The sequence below is a fragment of the Actimicrobium antarcticum genome, assembly GCF_039536745.1.
GTDB lineage: Bacteria > Pseudomonadota > Gammaproteobacteria > Burkholderiales > Burkholderiaceae_D > Actimicrobium > Actimicrobium antarcticum.
Genome location: NZ_BAAAZE010000005.1, coordinates 209,386 through 227,218, shown reverse-complemented (window position 1 = coordinate 227,218; position 17,833 = coordinate 209,386). Strand labels below are relative to the sequence as shown.

Annotated in this window: 13 protein-coding genes; 9 read left to right on the top strand and 4 right to left on the bottom strand. The window is 51.9% G+C overall.

Annotated features, from left to right (window positions below):
• Nucleotides 1–377: 377 nt before the first annotated feature.
• The 5 genes from ABD720_RS03890 (at nt 378) to ABD720_RS03870 (ending at nt 7,385) form a co-directional block, all read left to right on the top strand.
• A complete protein-coding gene (locus ABD720_RS03890) occupies nt 378–1,007 on the top strand; it encodes a methylamine utilization protein (protein ID WP_344761917.1) in 630 nt (209 codons plus the stop codon).
• Nucleotides 1,008–1,016: 9 nt separating this feature from the next.
• A complete protein-coding gene (locus tag ABD720_RS03885) occupies nt 1,017–3,413 on the top strand; it encodes a putative bifunctional diguanylate cyclase/phosphodiesterase (protein WP_344761916.1) in 2,397 nt (798 codons plus the stop codon).
• A gap of 59 nt (nt 3,414–3,472) precedes the next feature.
• A complete protein-coding gene (locus tag ABD720_RS03880) occupies nt 3,473–4,915 on the top strand; it encodes a PAS domain-containing sensor histidine kinase (protein WP_344761915.1) in 1,443 nt (480 codons plus the stop codon).
• The gene (locus ABD720_RS03875; protein ID WP_344761914.1) at nt 4,912–5,559 is read left to right on the top strand and encodes a response regulator; all 648 of its coding nucleotides are present in this window, start codon (nt 4,912–4,914) and stop codon (nt 5,557–5,559) included. Before ABD720_RS03880 ends, ABD720_RS03875 begins: the two co-directional genes overlap by 4 nt.
• Nucleotides 5,560–5,720: 161 nt before the next feature.
• On the top strand, nt 5,721–7,385 hold the full coding sequence (locus ABD720_RS03870) for a GGDEF domain-containing protein (protein ID WP_425547918.1): 1,665 nt from the start codon (nt 5,721–5,723) through the stop codon (nt 7,383–7,385).
• A gap of 51 nt (nt 7,386–7,436) precedes the next feature.
• On the opposite strand, the gene ABD720_RS03865 is transcribed toward ABD720_RS03870, so the two are convergent.
• A complete protein-coding gene (locus ABD720_RS03865) occupies nt 7,437–9,929 on the bottom strand; it encodes a DEAD/DEAH box helicase (protein WP_344761912.1) in 2,493 nt (830 codons plus the stop codon).
• Nucleotides 9,922–10,680 (bottom strand): 2-keto-4-pentenoate hydratase, encoded by a 759-nt coding sequence (locus ABD720_RS03860; protein ID WP_344761911.1) that lies wholly within the window; start codon nt 10,678–10,680, stop codon nt 9,922–9,924. The genes ABD720_RS03865 and ABD720_RS03860 overlap by 8 nt, the downstream gene beginning before the upstream one ends.
• A 290-nt stretch (nt 10,681–10,970) precedes the next feature.
• On the opposite strand from ABD720_RS03860, the gene ABD720_RS03855 reads away from it, so the two are divergent.
• From ABD720_RS03855 to ABD720_RS03840, 4 genes are all read left to right on the top strand, one after another.
• Nucleotides 10,971–12,089 carry a DegT/DnrJ/EryC1/StrS family aminotransferase gene (locus ABD720_RS03855; protein WP_425547905.1) on the top strand — a complete coding sequence of 373 codons (1,119 nt, stop codon included), beginning with the start codon at nt 10,971–10,973 and terminating at the stop codon, nt 12,087–12,089.
• 131 nt (nt 12,090–12,220) lie between these two features.
• The gene (locus tag ABD720_RS03850; protein ID WP_344761908.1) at nt 12,221–12,652 is read left to right on the top strand and encodes a GNAT family N-acetyltransferase; all 432 of its coding nucleotides are present in this window, start codon (nt 12,221–12,223) and stop codon (nt 12,650–12,652) included.
• A gap of 39 nt (nt 12,653–12,691) precedes the next feature.
• A complete protein-coding gene (locus tag ABD720_RS03845; RefSeq protein ID WP_344761906.1) occupies nt 12,692–13,471 on the top strand; it encodes a phytanoyl-CoA dioxygenase family protein in 780 nt (259 codons plus the stop codon).
• A gap of 38 nt (nt 13,472–13,509) precedes the next feature.
• Nucleotides 13,510–14,232: a class I SAM-dependent methyltransferase gene (locus tag ABD720_RS03840; RefSeq protein WP_344761905.1), complete on the top strand. Its 723-nt coding sequence runs from the start codon at nt 13,510–13,512 to the stop codon at nt 14,230–14,232.
• Nucleotides 14,233–14,716: 484 nt separating this feature from the next.
• Here ABD720_RS03840 and ABD720_RS03835 read toward each other — a convergent pair whose 3' ends face one another.
• Nucleotides 14,717–15,415: a WbqC family protein gene (locus ABD720_RS03835; protein WP_344761904.1), complete on the bottom strand. Its 699-nt coding sequence runs from the start codon at nt 15,413–15,415 to the stop codon at nt 14,717–14,719.
• 66 nt (nt 15,416–15,481) lie between these two features.
• Complete coding sequence (locus ABD720_RS03830) at nt 15,482–17,560, bottom strand: O-linked N-acetylglucosamine transferase family protein (protein ID WP_344761903.1); 2,079 nt, start codon at nt 17,558–17,560, stop codon at nt 15,482–15,484.
• Between the last annotated feature and the right edge of the window lie 273 nt (nt 17,561–17,833).

Here is a 17,833-nt window from a genome sequence, read left to right as displayed (position 1 = left end):
TTCATTGCAGTTATCGTTGAGATCGGTCTGTCAAGGGCAGGATTCTGATCTCGTCAAGAACCAGACAGTCGGCTGCATTAGCCGCTGAATAATTGTAAAGTGGCGCGGAGATTGCAAAACGACTTATGCTAAAGTCGTTGAAAATTTGCTTGGCGTAACGTGAAATCACGATAAATCAGGATTATCAAATAACGCGTATCGCATCCGGAATACACCGACGCGTCGCTAAGGCCCGTCGAACAGTAAAAAGCGCCAGCAATATTTGCCGAGATGCTCATCTGATCAGGAACATGATGTCATGCGACCAGACTCTCTCCAGAGCAAGAGCAAGAGCGATACCGTACACCGCCCACCCATTTCCAATTTGCAGGAACTCCATGAAGTCACCTTTTGCGACACCGTTGTTCCGATCGGTAGCGCTATTCGCCGTTATCGCATTCAGTGCCAACGCCCATTCTGCCAAACTTACCATCCATGTTGCGGATGTTGCCGGTGCTCCAGCAGCCGATGCCGTGGTGTACGCGGAGGCGGCGACCGGCAAGCCCGCGATCAAACCTGGCAATCCGGCCACCATCGAACAAAAGGGCCGCATGTTCCTGCCAGCGGTCACGGTGATACAGACAGGTACGTCAGTTTCTTTTCCGAATCACGATACGGTACGTCATCAGGTGTACTCATTCTCTCCCGCCAAGGTCTTTGAGCTGAAGTTGTACTCCGGCACCAGTTCGGAACCAATGGTCTTTGACAAACCCGGCACGGTGGTCATCGGCTGCAACATCCATGACCAGATGGTCGCTTACATACAGGTTGTCGATACGCCGTGGTTCGGGAAAACCGACTCCAGCGGCAAGGCCGTGATCGAAAATCTCCCGGCCGGTAAATATGTCCTCAAGGTATGGCATCGCGCCTTCGCGCCGGGCGCAGCGATACCCGAACAGCTCGTTACCGTATCAAATAGCGACATCACGATGCCGCTGTCGCTGGCGATCAAAACAGACAAAAAATAGGATTTCCCCATGCGTTTTCGCAGCCTCGAAAGTCGGATCGTCGTACTTTTCCTGTTGCTGATCCTGGCAGTACAGCTGATTGGATTCATGGTGATCCGGACCGGCATCAATCAAAATGCGCGCTCCGAAATCGGCAAGGAACTGGTCATAGGGGAACGCGTTTTTCGCCGGCTTCTGGACCAGAATGCGCATAATCTGGCTACCGGTGCCCGTGTGCTGGCACTCGACTACGGTTTTCGCCAGGCCATCGGCACCAATGACAACGAGACCATCGTGTCGGTACTCGATAACCATGGCGCACGAATAGGTGCCAACCTGACCGTACTGATCGGAACCGACCGACAGATCAAATCCTCGATGACCGGCGCGGTCGGCAAAACTCTGCAGCAAGCTGCTGTGTCATTGATCGATGCCGCCGAGGAGACCGGCAGCGGCGCAGGCATCCGGTTAGTCGATGGACATCTTTATCAGGTCGTGGTGGTGCCAGTCAAAGCGCCGCAAACCATCGGCTGGGTTGCGATGGCTTTTCCGATCGACCAGAGACTGGTCTCCGACATGCTTGAACTGTCTTCGTTACAAGTTTCGGCACTGACGCGAACCAGAACTGCAAGCTGGATTACCGAAGCCACGACGCTGGGCAAATCCAACGCCGACAGCCTGGCATCACAATTGCAATTGCAGCAATTGCCATTGGCCTCAACCTCTCAAGCGCCGCTCGACATTGGCGGTAGTCAATATGGTTACCGCACTCTGGTACTCGCCGACGATGGGGAGCACGTTGCCATGGTGGTGCTACTGCGTTCGCTGAACGAGGCGATTGCGCCCTACGAAGCATTGCAAACGACCCTGCTGATGCTAACTGCCTTCGGGGCTCTCGTCGCGGTCGCAGGCAGCGTGATTACCGCCAAACGCATCACCAAACCACTACGGCAACTGACCGACACCGCACGCCGCCTTGGTGAAGGCGACTATGCAAGCGGAGTTGACATTCGTGGAGACGACGAGATCAGCAAACTGGCGCGCGCATTTGACAGCATGCGCGGCGAAATTTCGCGGCGTGAAGCCGAGACGCTCCGGCTAGCTTACTGGGATACGCTGACCGATCTGCCCAATCGCGCGCAACTAGTCAAGACGCTGGTCAGCGACATCGATCAGGCCAGCAAATCCGGTGGCTGTTGCCACATCCTCATGATGAATCTGGATCGCTTCAAAAACGTCAACGACGTGCTTGGTTCTCAGGTCGGCGATACCTTGCTGCGCCAGGTGGCCGAACGTCTGCAACAGCAACTTGAAGGCAGTACGGATGTCCTGGCACGATTGGGCGGCGATGAGTTCGTGGTGCTTTTGCCGCAAGCCAGTTTGCGCGCTACGCAGTTAGTCGCTGATCGCATCCTGAAATCCATGGAGCGGCCTTTCGTAATCGACGATCAGGCCATCGATACCAGTGTCGGCATCGGTATTGCCGGATTCCCGGAACACGGAAAAGATGCCGCTTCGCTGCTAAGCGCGGCCGGAATCGCGATGTATGCGGCAAAAAAGAGTGGCCATGATGCGGTGGTCTACGATCCGGCAAGCGACAGGGCCAGTGACCAGAACCTGTCGTTATTGAGCGAATTGCGACAAGCCGTCGAGCGCAATGAATTCGTTCTGTATGTGCAGCCCAAAATCGCCCTGTCGTCCACGACGGTGATCGGCATGGAAGCCTTGATTCGCTGGGTGCATCCGGAACGTGGCATGATTTTTCCGGATAACTTTATTCCGTTTGCAGAAAAGACCGGGTTTATCCGTGTCATGACGCGCTGGGTGCTGGAGCAATCCGCCGCACTATGCGGCCAATTGCTGGCGCAAGGCATTCATCTGAAAATGTCCGTCAATCTATCGACCCGTGACCTGCTCGATCAGGATTTGCCGAACAAGTTTGGCGACCTGCTGCTGCGCCACGATCTGACCGCCGCATCGTTCTGTCTCGAAATCACCGAAAGCGCCATCATGGACGATCCGGTGAGGGCACTGCAAACGCTGGAACGACTGCATGCGATGCAAGTCGAGCTGTCAATCGATGATTTCGGCACGGGATACTCATCGCTTGCCTATCTCAAGCGCCTGCCTGTCGATGAACTGAAAATCGACAAGTCCTTCGTCATGAACATGGAGAACGACACCGACGACGCGCAGATCGTGCGCTCGACCATCGATCTCGGCCACAACATGGGCTTGCGTGTGGTCGCCGAAGGCATCGAAAGTGTCGTGGTCATGAAATTGCTGGCTGAAATGGGATGCGACCAGGGCCAGGGTTACTTCATTAGCAGACCGATGCCTGCCGCGAAACTGGCCGACTGGATTAGCCAGTGGACTCCGCCGGCTCTCCACGCCGTCCAGAGTGCAGCAATTGTCGAGGAGCGGTGATCTTGCCCAGGCGACCACCCAACAGCGTGCCTTTGGACCCAGCCTGGTTGCGGACCATCATGCAATGCACTTCCGACGAGATCTGCATCGTGGCCGCCGACACGCTACTGGTTGTCGACGCGAATCCGGCAGCACTGGTAAATTTGCAATACAGTGCAATTGAATTGCACGCGATGCGTTTGCCCGCGATCGTTCCTGAGCTGACTGCGGACCGAATACTCCATGAACTGGCATCTTTACGCGCCGACAATTCCGGATCAGCGTCAATTGATGCGACGCTGATCCGTAAGAATGGCAGCAGTTATCCGGCCGAATTGCGCCTCTTGCTGTGCGTCGACAATAGCATCCCGGTGCTAGTCATCGTGGGCAAAGATACCAGTTCGCGCAATGCCTCTGCAGCGGCGCTCGGTCTGATAGAAGCACGCTTTCGTGCCATCGTCTCGCACACCCCGGGGCTGGTCTACCAATTCCGCCTGATGCAGAACGGGTCCATCGCATTCCCGTACCTGAGCGAGGCGTGCCACGCGTTGCTGGGTGTCACGCCGGAGCAGTTGACTGAGAATCCCGGCCACTTTCTGTCACTGATCCTGACCGAGGACCGGCCCGCCTACCTGGAGTCGATGCGCGCGTCGGCGGCCGCAACGACTAGCTGGAACTGGGTAGGCCGCATCTGGATCGAGGCATGGAAAGACATCAAGTGGATCAATCTGCGTGCCACCCCGCGTGCGCTGCCGGGGTCCGGCACGCAATGGGAAGGCATCATGACCAACATCACTGCCAGCAAGCGCGAAGAAGACGAGATCAAGCGATCGAGCGCGCAGCTTGCCGAGCTATCGGCGCATATCGAACGGGTCAAGGAAGAAGAACGCACGCGTATTGCGCGCGAGATCCATGATGACCTGGGTGGCAACCTCACTGCCATCAAGATGGCACTGGCGCTGCTAAAAAAACGCCTGCCCGATGATGCAGGCCTGGCCGAAAAAACCGCCTATGTGGACCTGCTGGTTGATCGGACCATTGAATCGATCCACCGCATCTCGGTGGACCTGCGACCGAGCATACTGGACTTCGGCATCGTCGCGGCCATTGAATGGCAAGCCAAAGAATTTGAAAAACAACTGGGCATTCCGTGCACCGTGGTCACCAACCATAAGGACATCGATTTGCCGCCGGACCAGGCCAGCGCCCTGTTCCGGATTTTTCAGGAATCACTGACCAACATCAGCAAACACGCCAATGCCAGTCTGGTGAACGTGCGCCTGACCTGCAGCAATCATGGTATCCGTCTGGAAATCAGCGACAATGGAACAGGCATCGCCGCACGCGACCGGGTCAAGCCAAAGTCATTTGGCATACGCGGCATGGTAGAACGCGCCAAGGCATTCGGCGGTAGTCTGTCTGTCAGCAATCCCGCTGGCGGCGGCAGTATGGTGGCCCTTCGTATTCCGCTACCCGCAATGGCACACAGCAAAAACAAGACTGACGACGGTAGAAGATCATGAATAAAAAAGACGCGATACGTGTACTGATCGCCGACGATCACGCGATCGTGCGTGAAGGCTTGAAGCAGATTCTTGCCGATACCAAAGATATCGTGGTGGCAGGCGCCGCCGAAAATGGACTGGACGCGATCAAATTGGCGCGCGCCGGCAATGCGGACGTCCTGCTACTGGATATCTCGATGCCAGACCGCAGCGGCATCGAGGTACTCAAACAGATCCGCAAGGAGTGTCCGACAATCGCAGTGCTGATGCTGTCGATGCATCGCGAAGACCAGTATGCAATTCGCTCGCTCAAGGCGGGCGCCTCCGGCTATCTGAACAAGCAAAGCGCGCCGGCCGAACTGGTCAACGCGATCCGCCAGGTTGCCTCGGGGCGCAAATACATCAGTACCGAACTGGCACAGGAACTGGCCAACCAGGTCGGTGACGATCGCGAAATTGCCCCGCACGAAACCTTGTCCGACCGTGAATACCAGACCCTGACCATGATCGCCTCTGGCAAGACCGTCACCGATATTGCCAACGAACTGCTGCTATCGGTGAAGACCATCAGCATGTACCGGTCACGCCTGCTCCAGAAAATGAAATTGCGTCACAACGCCGAATTGACCCATTACGCGATCAGGAACCACCTGGTGGAGTAAGGCGTCAAAGCGAAAAATCCGTAATCACGGACAGGTCGGAAAGCCGCCATCCTTGATTTGCCAAAAAACAACTTTGCAGTCACTTACCCGTTTTTTACACTTGTTTCTCAGCGTAGAATCAAGCGCTCCGGCGCAGTGAATTTCAAGCAGAGCCTATGACAATGAAAACAAAAGACGCAGCCAAGAAAGAAAAGACACCACCACTCATGGCCCTCAATCCAGCCGAACTGGCACGTGAATCATTCCGCCAGCTTGCGACACGCAGGATCGCACCGACACCCGAGGCCTATCGCCAGATCTATGAAGAACTTGCCGGCATCAGCGACATCCCTGATTCTGAAAAGGTGCTGCTCGACTTTGCCAATTCGCTGCTGACACTCAGCAGCGAACCGGACGACATCAGCGACTTCGGCAAACGCTTTGAACTAGCCGCCAAGGCGCGCGACTGGCGCGCGTATTCAACGGCACTGACAGCGCTGACGGCGGAACATCTCAAAGGTAGCGTCGCGGTGACCGGAGCGGCGGCTCCTGTGTCACCATCTGTATCAACCTCTGCACCACCGCCTGCATCGGTAACGGTATCGACAACAAACTCCCCGACCAGCAGAACTCCGGCTGAGGACCGCCACACACGCCTGCTACGCGACATGCTGTCACGCACCCTGCTACTGGCTGTTGCTGCCCTGCTCAATACCGCGCCCGAATTGGCCGAGGAAGCCGAAGCGCTAGGTCGCGCGGTCAAGGATGCCGTCACCGAAGACAGTCTCGATGACATCAGTATCCAGCTCAAACAGCTGTGCTTCAAGATTGAAATGCGCGCCGGTGACGCCGCTGAAGAACAGGAGCTGTTACTGCGCCTGTTCAAACTGCTGCTCGACAACGTGAGCGAACTGACCGAAGAGGATAGCTGGCTGCACGGCCAGATCGAGAGCGTGCAATCGCTGCTATCCGGCCCCATCAATCACCATGCGCTGATGGACGCCACCCGCAACATGAAGGACGTGATCTACAAGCAGGGCACCCTCAAGCACAGCCTGACCGAAGCCAAGGTGACGGTCAAAAACATGATGATCACCTTCATTGACCGCCTTGGTGCGCTAGCCACCAGCACCGGTGATTATCACGAAAAAATCGATATCTATTCAGGCAAGATCAGACAGGCCAGCGACATCACCGCCCTCAATGCGATTCTTGAGGATGTGATGCGCGATACGCGCAACGCGCAATCCGAGGCTCTGCGCTCGCTGGATGAAATGATCGTCGTACGACGCGATGTCGAGTCCGCCGAGCAGCGCATCCATGAACTGGAGTCCAAGCTGGCGCAGATGAGCGAACTGGTACGAGAAGACCAGCTCACGGGAAGTCTGAACCGGCGCGGGCTGGATGACGTGTTCGATCGGGAGCTATCGCGTGCCGACCGGCGCAGTTCGCCACTGTGCATTGCCATGCTGGACCTCGATGATTTCAAGCGCCTCAATGACACACACGGTCATGTCGCCGGCGATGAAGCGCTGGTCTACCTGGTGCGTGTGATCAAAGACACGCTGAGGACGATGGATGTACTGGCGCGTTTCGGCGGCGAGGAATTCCTGATCCTGCTACCCGATACCACCATCGAAGAAGCGACCCAAACCGTCACCCGGTTGCAACGCGAGCTAACGAAACGGATTTTCATGCACAACGACGAACGGGTACTGATTACCTTCAGCGCCGGTGTGGCCTTGCGCGCAGGCACCGAAGACCAGGGGTCGATGATCAAGCGTGCGGATGCGGCGCTTTACAAGGCCAAGCGCGCGGGGAAGAACCGGGTGGTGAGCGCCGAGTAAAAGGGTCGATGGTGCGAACAGCGTCAGACGGCCCGGCTCAATGACTACCGATCAAACCAGCGGCGCAAGCAACCCCTGTAAATCCCCGGCATCAAACTTCGCCGAGAACGCCGCATCGCTCCCGAGAACACCCTCTGCCAGCGCTGCCTTGCGCGCCTGCAACGCCAGGATGCGTTCTTCGATACTGCCCTCCACCACCAGTTTGTAGACCAGCACGGTCTGCTCCTGACCGATGCGGTGTGCGCGTGCGGTAGCCTGTTCTTCGACCGCCGGATTCCACCACGGATCGAGATGGATCACCGTATCGGCGGCCGTCAGGTTCAGGCCAACCCCGCCCGCCTTCAGGCTGATCAGCAGAATCGGCACCTGTTTGGTCTGGAACCGGGCCACCACTGGGCCACGCTCAGCGATCGGTGTGTTTCCGGTCAACGACAGCCACGGCAACGCCAGCGCATCGAGCTCGACTTCCACCAGTCCCAGCAATTCCGTGAACTGCGAGAACACCAGCATGCGCCGTCCCTCGGCCACCAGTCCGGGCAACAGGTCGCGTAGCAAGGCGATCTTGGCGCGCTCCATCGTCGGCGACATCGGCGTGCAGCTGCCGTCACGACCACGCTTTAACAGCCACGGATCGCAGCACACCTGGCGCAACTTCAGCAAGGCATCGAGGATCGTGATCTGCCCGCTGCGAAATCCCTTGCGCGCCAATATCCGCCGAACCTGTTCATCGGCGGCCACTCGCACGCTTTCGTACAGGTCGCGCTGCTGCCCCTGCAATTGCACGCGCTTGATGATGTCGATGCGCGGCGGCAGTTCGGTGGCCACCTCGCTCTTGCGACGGCGCAGGATAAACGGCCGCACGCGCTGCGCGAGCAGTTGGGCGCGTACCGTTTCGCCATTGATTTCGATGGGCTTACGCCACAGGCGTTGAAAAGTGCGCTGGTCACCCAGGAAGCCCGGCAGCAGAAAATCGAACTGGGTCCACAGCTCGCCCAGATGGTTTTCCAGCGGCGTGCCGGTAATGCACAGACGATGCCGTGCGCGCAGGCGGCGGATCGCCTGTGCGCTGCGACTGGCCGGATTCTTGACGCTCTGCGCCTCATCCAGAATCAGCAGATGGAAGCGCTGCGCCCGCAGTGCATCCAGATCGCGCCAGACCAGCGGATACGTCGTCAGCACGATATCGTGGTCGGCCATCCGCTTGAAATCGATCTCGCGTTGCGGTCCCTGCAACGTCAGCACCCGCAAGTCCGGCGCCATGCGACGCGCCTCGGCCTGCCAGTTGAATAGCAGCGACGTCGGCAACACCACCAGCGCCGGGCAATCGAGCCGGCCGGCCTGCTTTTCGATCATCAGATGCGCCAGCGCCTGCGCAGTTTTACCGAGACCCATGTCGTCGGCGAGGATGCCGGCCAGATCGTGTTCACGCAGATACTGCAGCCACGCGACGCCGTGTAATTGATACGGCCGCAGCGTCACTCCGAGTCCTGCCGGTGGCGCGACTGGTTGCACACCGCCGGTTGTCTGCAAGCGCTGCGCCAGTTGCTGCAACCCGACCGCCCCCTGCAACTGCCAGCCACCGGACTCGCCAGCACGCTCGGCCTGGGACGCCAGCAAACTGGCCCGTAATGCTTCCAGCCGACCGGCATCCCACGACGACAGCGACAACGGTCCTTCCTTGCGGTGCGGATCGGTCAGCAAATCCAGCATGCCGGAGATGATGGATTTCAATGGCGCGGCCGGTGCCTCGATCCGTTTGCCGCCGGGGGCACGCAACAGGATCATCGCAGCGTCATCGATTTCGGCAATCTGTTCGGCATTGAGCCAGCGCTTATCGCGCTGCAGCAGATGCGCCAGCATCGGCACCAGGTCCAGCAACTGGCCATCGATCTCGACACCCAATGACAGTAGCCACGACCCTTCGCGCGCCGGCCCGCCGAGCGCGACGACGCCATTGGCGCGCCGTCGCAATGGCGCTGCGACTTCCTTGCCGAGCACCTCGCCAGTGGCCGGATTGATCACCAGATGCCAGGCATCGACCGGCATGCTTTCATGCGCAAAACCGGGCTTGACCACCACCCGCCAGCCCTGCTGCTGCAAGCCGGGCAACTGCTCGGCCCAGAAGTCGCCGAAGAAATCTTCCTGCAGCAAACTCCAGAGCGGCTGGCCAGCGGGCAAGACGCTGGCGCTACGCCATTGCAATGCCTTCGCCGGCAGCGGATGCAACCCCAGTTCCCAGATCCGGTCGAGTGCATCGGCTTCGGCACCCAGATCGCGCACCAGTGGCACCTGCTGGCCGGTCTCGTCCAGCACGGGTGCCATCGATGCCGGACGCCGGTTGAGCAAGGCGGTTGGTGCTGCTATCTGCCAGCGCAAACCGGCGTCGGTTGCATACGTCCAATCGATCTGCGCCACCGTCACGCTGCCGCCGCGCGGACCGAACAGCCCGGTCGGGCGCATGCCGAGCAAGCCGTCGCCGCGGGTCAGGGTTTGTAGAGTCAGGCGCGGGTGAAAGGTGCCGGCGACGGCGCGTGGATCAGGCATCGGACTGGAAGCACACGGTCAACGTACCCAGTTCGCCGTAGCGAATCGCGACGTCCTGCCCGATCGGCAATGGAATGCAGCCGGCGTACGAACCCGTGATCACGACCTGCCCCGCGCGCAAGCCCTGGCCCTGGCTGCGCAGGTACTCGGCCAGCCAGTACAGCGGCAGACGCGGGCTGCCGGCGGGATGATGGCCGGCCAGCGTTTCGTTGGTGCTACCGATCTGCAGCGCCAGCGTGCCGCACTCGCCGGCAGGGTCGATCTGCGGCCCAAGGAACAGTCCCTGATTGACCAGGCCGTCGGCCAGATTGTCGAGGAAGCTGACAGCGCGATGGTCTAGATAGCGGCTATCCAGCAATTCCAGCGACAGATGGGTCCGCACGATAGCGGCATCGATGTCGGCAGGCGTGTAGGGTTGCTCGCGTGGCGGCAGGTCGCAGCCGAGGACAAAGGCCAGCTCCGGTTCTACTTGCGCCATGCTCCCGCGCACCAGCAGCGGACAGGGATTAGTGGCGTGGATCGATGTCTGGTAAATCGGCGCCAGTACGACTTGGCCGGCAGCGGGCGTTGCGCATTTCCAGCCGCCGATTTCGGCGCCCAGCAGTCGGGTGACGGCAGCCTGAATGGCGAGTGCAGAGGCGATGTCGGTGGGGCGGCAGGCGTCCTGCAAGACAGGGCCTTGCTCACGGCTGCGGCGACGGGTGAAAAGCTGGGTTGCGGCGGAAATGATGCGGTCGGGTTGCACGGGCATAGAGTTGTACTTGTTGAGGAAAGCTGATTCGAACGATTGCATGGGCGCGGCCGTGTCATGGGACATTCATGCGCAGAAATGGCGTATTGAATGCCGACTTTTCTGTGGTTTGAAATTATTTGGCATCACCTAAAATCAATCCTGATCTAAAATAATTCCCGGAAACAACCCTTGCCAACGGAAATGCGCTGCGGCGCGACCCGGGCGACTTGCCATCTATCCGGACAGTTTGTGCGGCTCCCGAACATCAGGGCTGAATGAACCCGCAAACAAAACAACGAAAGTCGCCCGTGAGTATATCGAAACCCATCTATGTCACCGAGCCACAACTGCCGCCACTCGATGAATTCATCCCTTATCTCGAAAAAATCTGGGACAGCAAAATCCTCACCAATGGCGGCCCCTTTCATCAGCAACTCGAAGCCGCCTTGTGCAGTTATCTCGGCGTGGAACACCTGGCGCTGTTTGCCAATGGCACCATTGGCCTGATCACGGCGCTGCAGGCATTACGCATTACCGGGGAAGTCATCACCACCCCCTATTCGTTTGTCGCCACTGCCCACTCGCTGCTGTGGAATGGCATCAAACCGGTCTTTGTCGATATTCATCCGCAGACCCTGAACCTTGATCCGGCAAAAATCGAAGCCGCGATCACGCCCCAGACCACTGCCATCATGCCGGTCCACTGTTATGGACACCCTTGTGATGTCGATGCCATTCAGCGCATTGCCGACAATTACAACCTCAAAGTCATTTACGACGCCGCGCATGCCTTCGGCGTCAAATGCCATTGTGGCAGCGTGCTCACGCATGGCGACTTGTCGGTGCTGAGTTTTCATGCGACCAAGGTATTCAACACCTTCGAGGGCGGCGCGATCATTTGTCCCGACGCAAAAACGAAGGTCCGTATTGATCATCTGAAAAATTTCGGGTTTGTCGATGAAACCACGGTGGTCGCTCCCGGCATCAACGGCAAGATGAGCGAAATCAATGCTGCATTCGGCTTGCTGCAATTAAAAGGGATCGATGCCGCGTTGGCCCGGCGGGCAGAAATCGACCAGCTTTACCGGCAATTATTGCCAGCAATCAGAGGAATACGCCCGGTCGGCGACGCGGGTGAAACGACCTCGAACCACGCGTATTTTCCGATCATGGTCGAAGCAGACTATGCACTGAGCCGCGACGGGCTTTACCAGCGTCTGCGCGATAACAATATTTTTGCGCGACGGTACTTTTATCCGCTGATTTCGGATTTTCCGATGTATCGTGGCTTTGCATCGGCGAATCCGGTGAATTTGCCGGTGGCCACCGAGGCTTCGTGCAAAGTACTTTGTTTGCCGATTTCGCCAAATCTAAGTAGTAACGACATTCTGAGAATCATTAATTGCATAAACTTTTTTGATAAGTAAATTCACAAAATATATTTCAGCTGATACCGCAAGCATAATTGCGAAAATCAAGGATTTTTTAAATTAATTTCGTGTGGCCTCCTTTTAATATTAATAAAAATAAATTATTATAAAAAAATATTTTTACAAAAATGGACTTTTTAACAAACACGTCCTCTGCATCAGATATACAAAAACATCTCGAAGCCTGTGATAAAAACTTCTTGCATGAACTGACGCGTAAAACGAACATTGAATTATATTCATTCAAAATAAAAAATTTTGCTTTGTGCATTGAAGCGTGGAATTCCGAGCAATTAGTCGGCCTTCTTGCGATTTACTGCAATAAATTAGAGTACGCATTTATTACAAATATGAGTGTTTTACCAGAATGGCAAGGTAAAGGTATTTCTTTTCACTTAATGAATAATTGCATTCAACATAAAAATATTCAGGAGTCAAAGTTGATAATTTTACAGGTAAAAAAAACTAATTTTAAAGCAATCAATTTTTATAAAAAATTTAATTTTGAAAAAGAAAAAGAAGATAATACCCACCTTATTATGCGACTTAAATTGGGCTAATTAAAGAAATTAACTAAAATTAACTACAATAGGCTTTTTATGGATATTAATATATTCAAAGAGAGAATAGATAAAGATGGTTTTTTTATTATTCCAAATTTACTAACAAGTGACTTTGTAGCAGAACTTAATAGGGACTGCCTATCGTGGGTAAATGTTTGCGAACAATATCAAATTTCGGCAGGCATCAATGTCGCAGGTGATGGCACTGGACACCATTCTGTCGGTGCGAATGACAGCATTGACAGGTTTATCGCTCAACATATCTTACATAAGTACATAGATACTTATTTCAATCAGAAGCCATATATATTGCATGCATGCAATCCACTAAAGGGCGAACCAAAAAAATTGAACTATGTTCATAATATCCATCGAGATACGAAAACATTCATCCCAGATTATCATTTTAGATTGAATATAATTGTCATGCTCGATGATTTCAAAAAAGACAATGGAGCAACCCAAGTATTATTGGGGTCACATTTGCTGCCTGAACGTCCGGATGAAATAATTTTTAACAAGAATCATGTTTCACTATTAGGAAAAGCTGGAACCGTAGTTTTGTTTAATTCTTACTTATGGCACAAAGGAGGAATTAACATAACCGATAAAAATAGAGTAGCACTTACATTAAGTTTTAGCCCGGCATTTATCAAACCACAAATGGATTATGCAAGATTACTTGGTGAAGAATATGGGCGAAATTTATCAGATCTTACAAGACAAGTTTTAGGCTATAACGCACGTGTACCTATTTCATTAAAAGAATGGTATCAAACTTCAGAACATCGCTTATATCATTCCAATCAAGGGTAGTTTTAAAGCAACTTGCTGATCAGGAAAGGCTGTAAAGAATGCGGAATTTTAATAAAGAAGCGACGTCTTTAAAAAATAAAAAATACAACTACGACTTTGATGGAATAGTAAGAAAGTATATGATGGTGGAGCTCAAACCTTTTTTTGCGGAGGGCCCTGCTTTAGAAATCGGATGCTATAAAGGCGACTCAACAGTAGAGTTAGAGAAATATTTTTCTGATCTCACTGTTATAGAGGCATCTTCTGACGCGATGGCTGTGACTCAATCACGCACAAGAAAAAATATTAAATTTATAAATTCGACGATAGAAGATTTTAGTACAGCCAGGAAATTTAATTCTGTATTTTTAATTAATACCTTGGAGCATTTAGATGATGCAGTGCTAGCCCTCAGTAAAATCAAACACTTGCTATCAGAAAATGGACGCTTGTTTATAGTAGTGCCGAATGCAGATGCACCATCTCGTCAGATTGCCGTTTTCATGGGCTTAATCGAGACAAGGAACTCAATCACAAAATCTGAATGGGCGCACGGCCATCGTAGAACATATTCATTTGACACACTAAATTTTGACATAAGAACTGCAAACTTAAAAACCTTGCACAGAGGCGGTTTACTTTTCAAGGGATTGGCTAATTTCCAAATGGATAAAGCTTTACATGCCAATATTATCGATGAAAAATATTTAGACGGCATTTATGAGCTAGGTAAAATTTATCCAAGCTTTTGCTCAAGTATTTATTCTATCTGCACCTTATAGTTTTTAAAATTTAGACAGATTATTGAAGCATGTTTTTTTATAAATACAGGTAGGAGAAGGGGATCTTGCAATACAACTAGTCGCCCGCTACCAATGAACCTTGCCATTGGTTCATGGTATCCAGCTATGCCATTTGCCCAGTGCAAGTTGCCACCACAAACGAGATGACCTGGGATAATAGTCAATAGGCGACGCAATTCGCCTGTGAGATTTCTTGATCGAGCGGCTCAATAAGAGATCAAAATCAGCCAAATTATTTTATCATCGTGGCTGGTCTGGTGATGATTGTCTTATGGTCATATGAAAACTCATGCCCTTTCCGAGGCCACCGTTTGCATGTCGAATACGGGCAGGTCAACATTGTATTTCCGCTCATAATAAACGTTAATTATCTTGCACAATATTATAAAAACCTTCAATTCTTAATAGTAAAAGATTGGTACTTTTTAAAAATAAATTTACCAATCTCTCGTTACAAAACTTATCATATCAATTCGTAGCCATAGTCAATGTGTTTTTTAATAACATCAACTGAATTAAACATTAGAACATCGACTATCGATAGCGATGATATAAATTTCTCATCAAATTGGGGGTATTCAAAATTCTTGGATTTAATAAATTTCAAATCAATACCTTGAGTCAAAAAATCTTTTTTTGAATAAAGATCCACCCCTCCAATTGCATTTACATAAAAATCAGACTTCGACTCGACACATAAAGCCAACACCTTATCCCGACCTTTTAAATCATGATTTATTTCAATACTTGAAGATATTTTTAGCTCAGTGCTTATATTGAGATACTGGCATATTATATTTATTGAATTAAATATGAAATTAAATAAATTAAAATTTTCGTATTCTATGATACGCTCAATCAATGGAAAAGCACTATTGAAAAATGGCGCCTTTCCGTATGAATATTTTAATTTATTTAAAATTTTATCTGGATTAAAATCCCCGCTTAGATTTCGCTCTCTGATTTGTAAGAAGTCGGAGTTTTTTTCTAGCGGAAGAGTGAATATTGCATCGACACCATTTGATAAGATTCGATTTCTGTTAATCCACCCTTTTTTTGTATATTTTATATTATCATAAAGAATCAACTGATCTACGGAAGCTATCAATTGAAAATATCCAATATATGGCAAAAAATATGGCTGCATGATCGCTAATTTCATCGACAACCTCAAATTTTTCAAATAATCAACAATTAATATTTACTGAAATTATAGTCATAGAACCCTTTATTTAATTTCAATACACCAATTTTTCCACATAGATCGATAAGCCGCCTCTACCGAACGGGTTAACAAATCAGATCTAGTTTCGCTCGATGGAGCATAAGTCTTTTTTAAAGATTGCCGAATTGAATCTAACTCAATTAAATTACGTGAGAAATATTGCGCTTTCTTTATATATTCATCAGATGAATTTGCAATAAAATCAGTCAATCCGATATTATTTAGAATAGTTAATCCACACCGGGATACTGGCATGACTCCAGCCAACGTGACGACAGGCACACCCATCGATAGAGAATGGAGCGTCGTTGTACCACCATTATAAGGAAAAGTATCAAGAGCCAAATCAATCTCTTGATGGATTTGCAAATAATCCGACAAAGACAACCTCGGCAAAAAAATCAATCTTTCTTTATTGATCCCCTCATTTTCAAATGCGATTTTCAAACGCTCTTGTATTTGTGAATTATCAGAATTTCCCAGCATAAGCTTTGCGTGAGGCACAGACTGTAAAATCATTGCCCACAGCCGTATTGCATGAGGAGTAATTTTGATAATGTTATTCAAACAAGCAAACACAAAATCGCTAGATGATAATGCCGGCAACTCGTTAATTGGAGCTCTATTCTCAGCTGGGGAAAATTGAGCTGAGACAGGCAAGCGCCAAAGTTTCTCGGAATGATAGATCTCAGTAGTTCCGATTGGATCCATTTCGTTATCTGTAAAGCGATAATTCATTGCGGTCAAACCAGTGGTACTGGGACATCCAATCCATGTAATCTGTATCGGTGCAGGCTTACGCGCAAAAGTGAGGAGTCTGTTACCACTAGTATGACCAGAAAGGTCAACCAAAATATCGATACCGTCGGCGCGTATTTTGGCTGCGAGTTGTTCGTCGCTCATGTCGAAACAAGGAATCCAGTGCGGAACGATGGACATGAACCGTTCAGTCACAACATCCTGCTCCGGATGATTGTGATAACAGAAAACATCAACCTGTTCCGGATCATGATTCTGCAGGATAGCCTCAATAAAGTAGGCGACAGCATGGTTACGAAAATCGGCAGAAACATACCCGATCTTTAAGCGCCGTTCGGGATCGCGAGAATTCGGGTGATCGGCCCAATCTCGCATTAATGGCTCTTCAAACTGCCGCGCGAACTGCAAATGCTCGGCGAATACCTGCTCAGGCGTGTGTAGCGTGGAATACTGAAGATAAAGCAGAAGATTGCTATGCGCGACGTCGTTATTCGGCCGCAGCGCCAGGCCAGCACGGCAACTACTAATAATCTCTTCCAGCCGTGACTGCTTTTGCATCGAATCGGCAAGATTGAAGTGCGCCGTTGCGTTATCCGGGGCGAGTTCGATCGCACGCCGGAAAAAGAGCTCGGCCTGGGCTTCGTACCCGGTGCGCTGGGATGCCAGGCCCAGGTTATTGAACGCTTCCACATGATCGGGATCAATTGCCAGCGCCTGTACCAAAACCTTGATTGCTTCCTGGAACTGACCATCCACGTTCAATGTCGCGCCATAGTTGGTGAGCGCGACGGCATCGCCGGGCTTCAAGGCGATCGCGTTGAGATGGCTCTCTATCGCCGGCGCTAGATCGCCTAGCTCGTGCAAGGCGACGGCCAGATTGCCATGGGCATCCGCATGCAGAGGATCAAGCCGGATAACAGTACGGAACTGCGCCACCGCATCGATACGCTCGCCCATTTTAAGTAGCGCGATGCCAAGATTATAGAAATAGCGCGGTTCGGACGGATGCTGAACAATCGCAGCACGGATCAACGACACGCACGAGGCCAGATCACCACGGCTAAAGTTAATCAAGCCGCTTAAGTGCAACGCATCGGCATGCGCAGGGTCTACATCAAGAATCTGATGACACAGCGATGCCGACGCATCGAGTTGACCGTCGTTGAACGCCTGCAGCGCTAGCGCGAATTGGGCAGTCAAGGTTGTCGAAGGCCCGCTTGACGCGGCACTGGCGGTATCTGTTAACAGCGCACAGCACTGCTTGTATTTTTTCCCGCTTCCACACGGACAAGATGCATTGCGCTGAATTTTCGATTTACTCATGTAACTTTACCTTTGGCTGTGCTGCGACTTGCCGCAATGACCGTAACAGCTAACTATGCGATGAACTTTACAGGAAGATATTGCCGCAATGCTCCAGCCAAAAGGAGGAAGAGAGCCACAGAAACCCCGTTCAGCGTCGATTTGAGGAGGATTTGCATCGCATAAACTGGCGTCACTAAAAAAAGAGACTAATTTTTGAAAATTAATCCGAAATCGCTGAGAAATTTTTCAAGTGATTGTTTTTATTGGTTAATCTTGAAATTAAATGTCTAT

Coding starts and splice junctions, on each gene's coding strand:
- ABD720_RS03835 (WP_344761904.1), bottom strand. CDS start 15,415: ATGAAATTAGCGATCATGCAGCCATATTTTTTGCCATATATTGGATAT.
- ABD720_RS03840 (WP_344761905.1), top strand. CDS start 13,510: ATGCGGAATTTTAATAAAGAAGCGACGTCTTTAAAAAATAAAAAATAC.
- ABD720_RS03865 (WP_344761912.1), bottom strand. CDS start 9,929: ATGCCTGATCCACGCGCCGTCGCCGGCACCTTTCACCCGCGCCTGACT.
- ABD720_RS03845 (WP_344761906.1), top strand. CDS start 12,692: ATGGATATTAATATATTCAAAGAGAGAATAGATAAAGATGGTTTTTTT.
- ABD720_RS03860 (WP_344761911.1), bottom strand. CDS start 10,680: ATGCCCGTGCAACCCGACCGCATCATTTCCGCCGCAACCCAGCTTTTC.
- ABD720_RS03885 (WP_344761916.1), top strand. CDS start 1,017: ATGCGTTTTCGCAGCCTCGAAAGTCGGATCGTCGTACTTTTCCTGTTG.
- ABD720_RS03830 (WP_344761903.1), bottom strand. CDS start 17,560: ATGAGTAAATCGAAAATTCAGCGCAATGCATCTTGTCCGTGTGGAAGC.
- ABD720_RS03880 (WP_344761915.1), top strand. CDS start 3,473: ATGCAATGCACTTCCGACGAGATCTGCATCGTGGCCGCCGACACGCTA.
- ABD720_RS03870 (WP_425547918.1), top strand. CDS start 5,721: ATGAAAACAAAAGACGCAGCCAAGAAAGAAAAGACACCACCACTCATG.
- ABD720_RS03875 (WP_344761914.1), top strand. CDS start 4,912: ATGAATAAAAAAGACGCGATACGTGTACTGATCGCCGACGATCACGCG.
- ABD720_RS03850 (WP_344761908.1), top strand. CDS start 12,221: ATGGACTTTTTAACAAACACGTCCTCTGCATCAGATATACAAAAACAT.
- ABD720_RS03890 (WP_344761917.1), top strand. CDS start 378: ATGAAGTCACCTTTTGCGACACCGTTGTTCCGATCGGTAGCGCTATTC.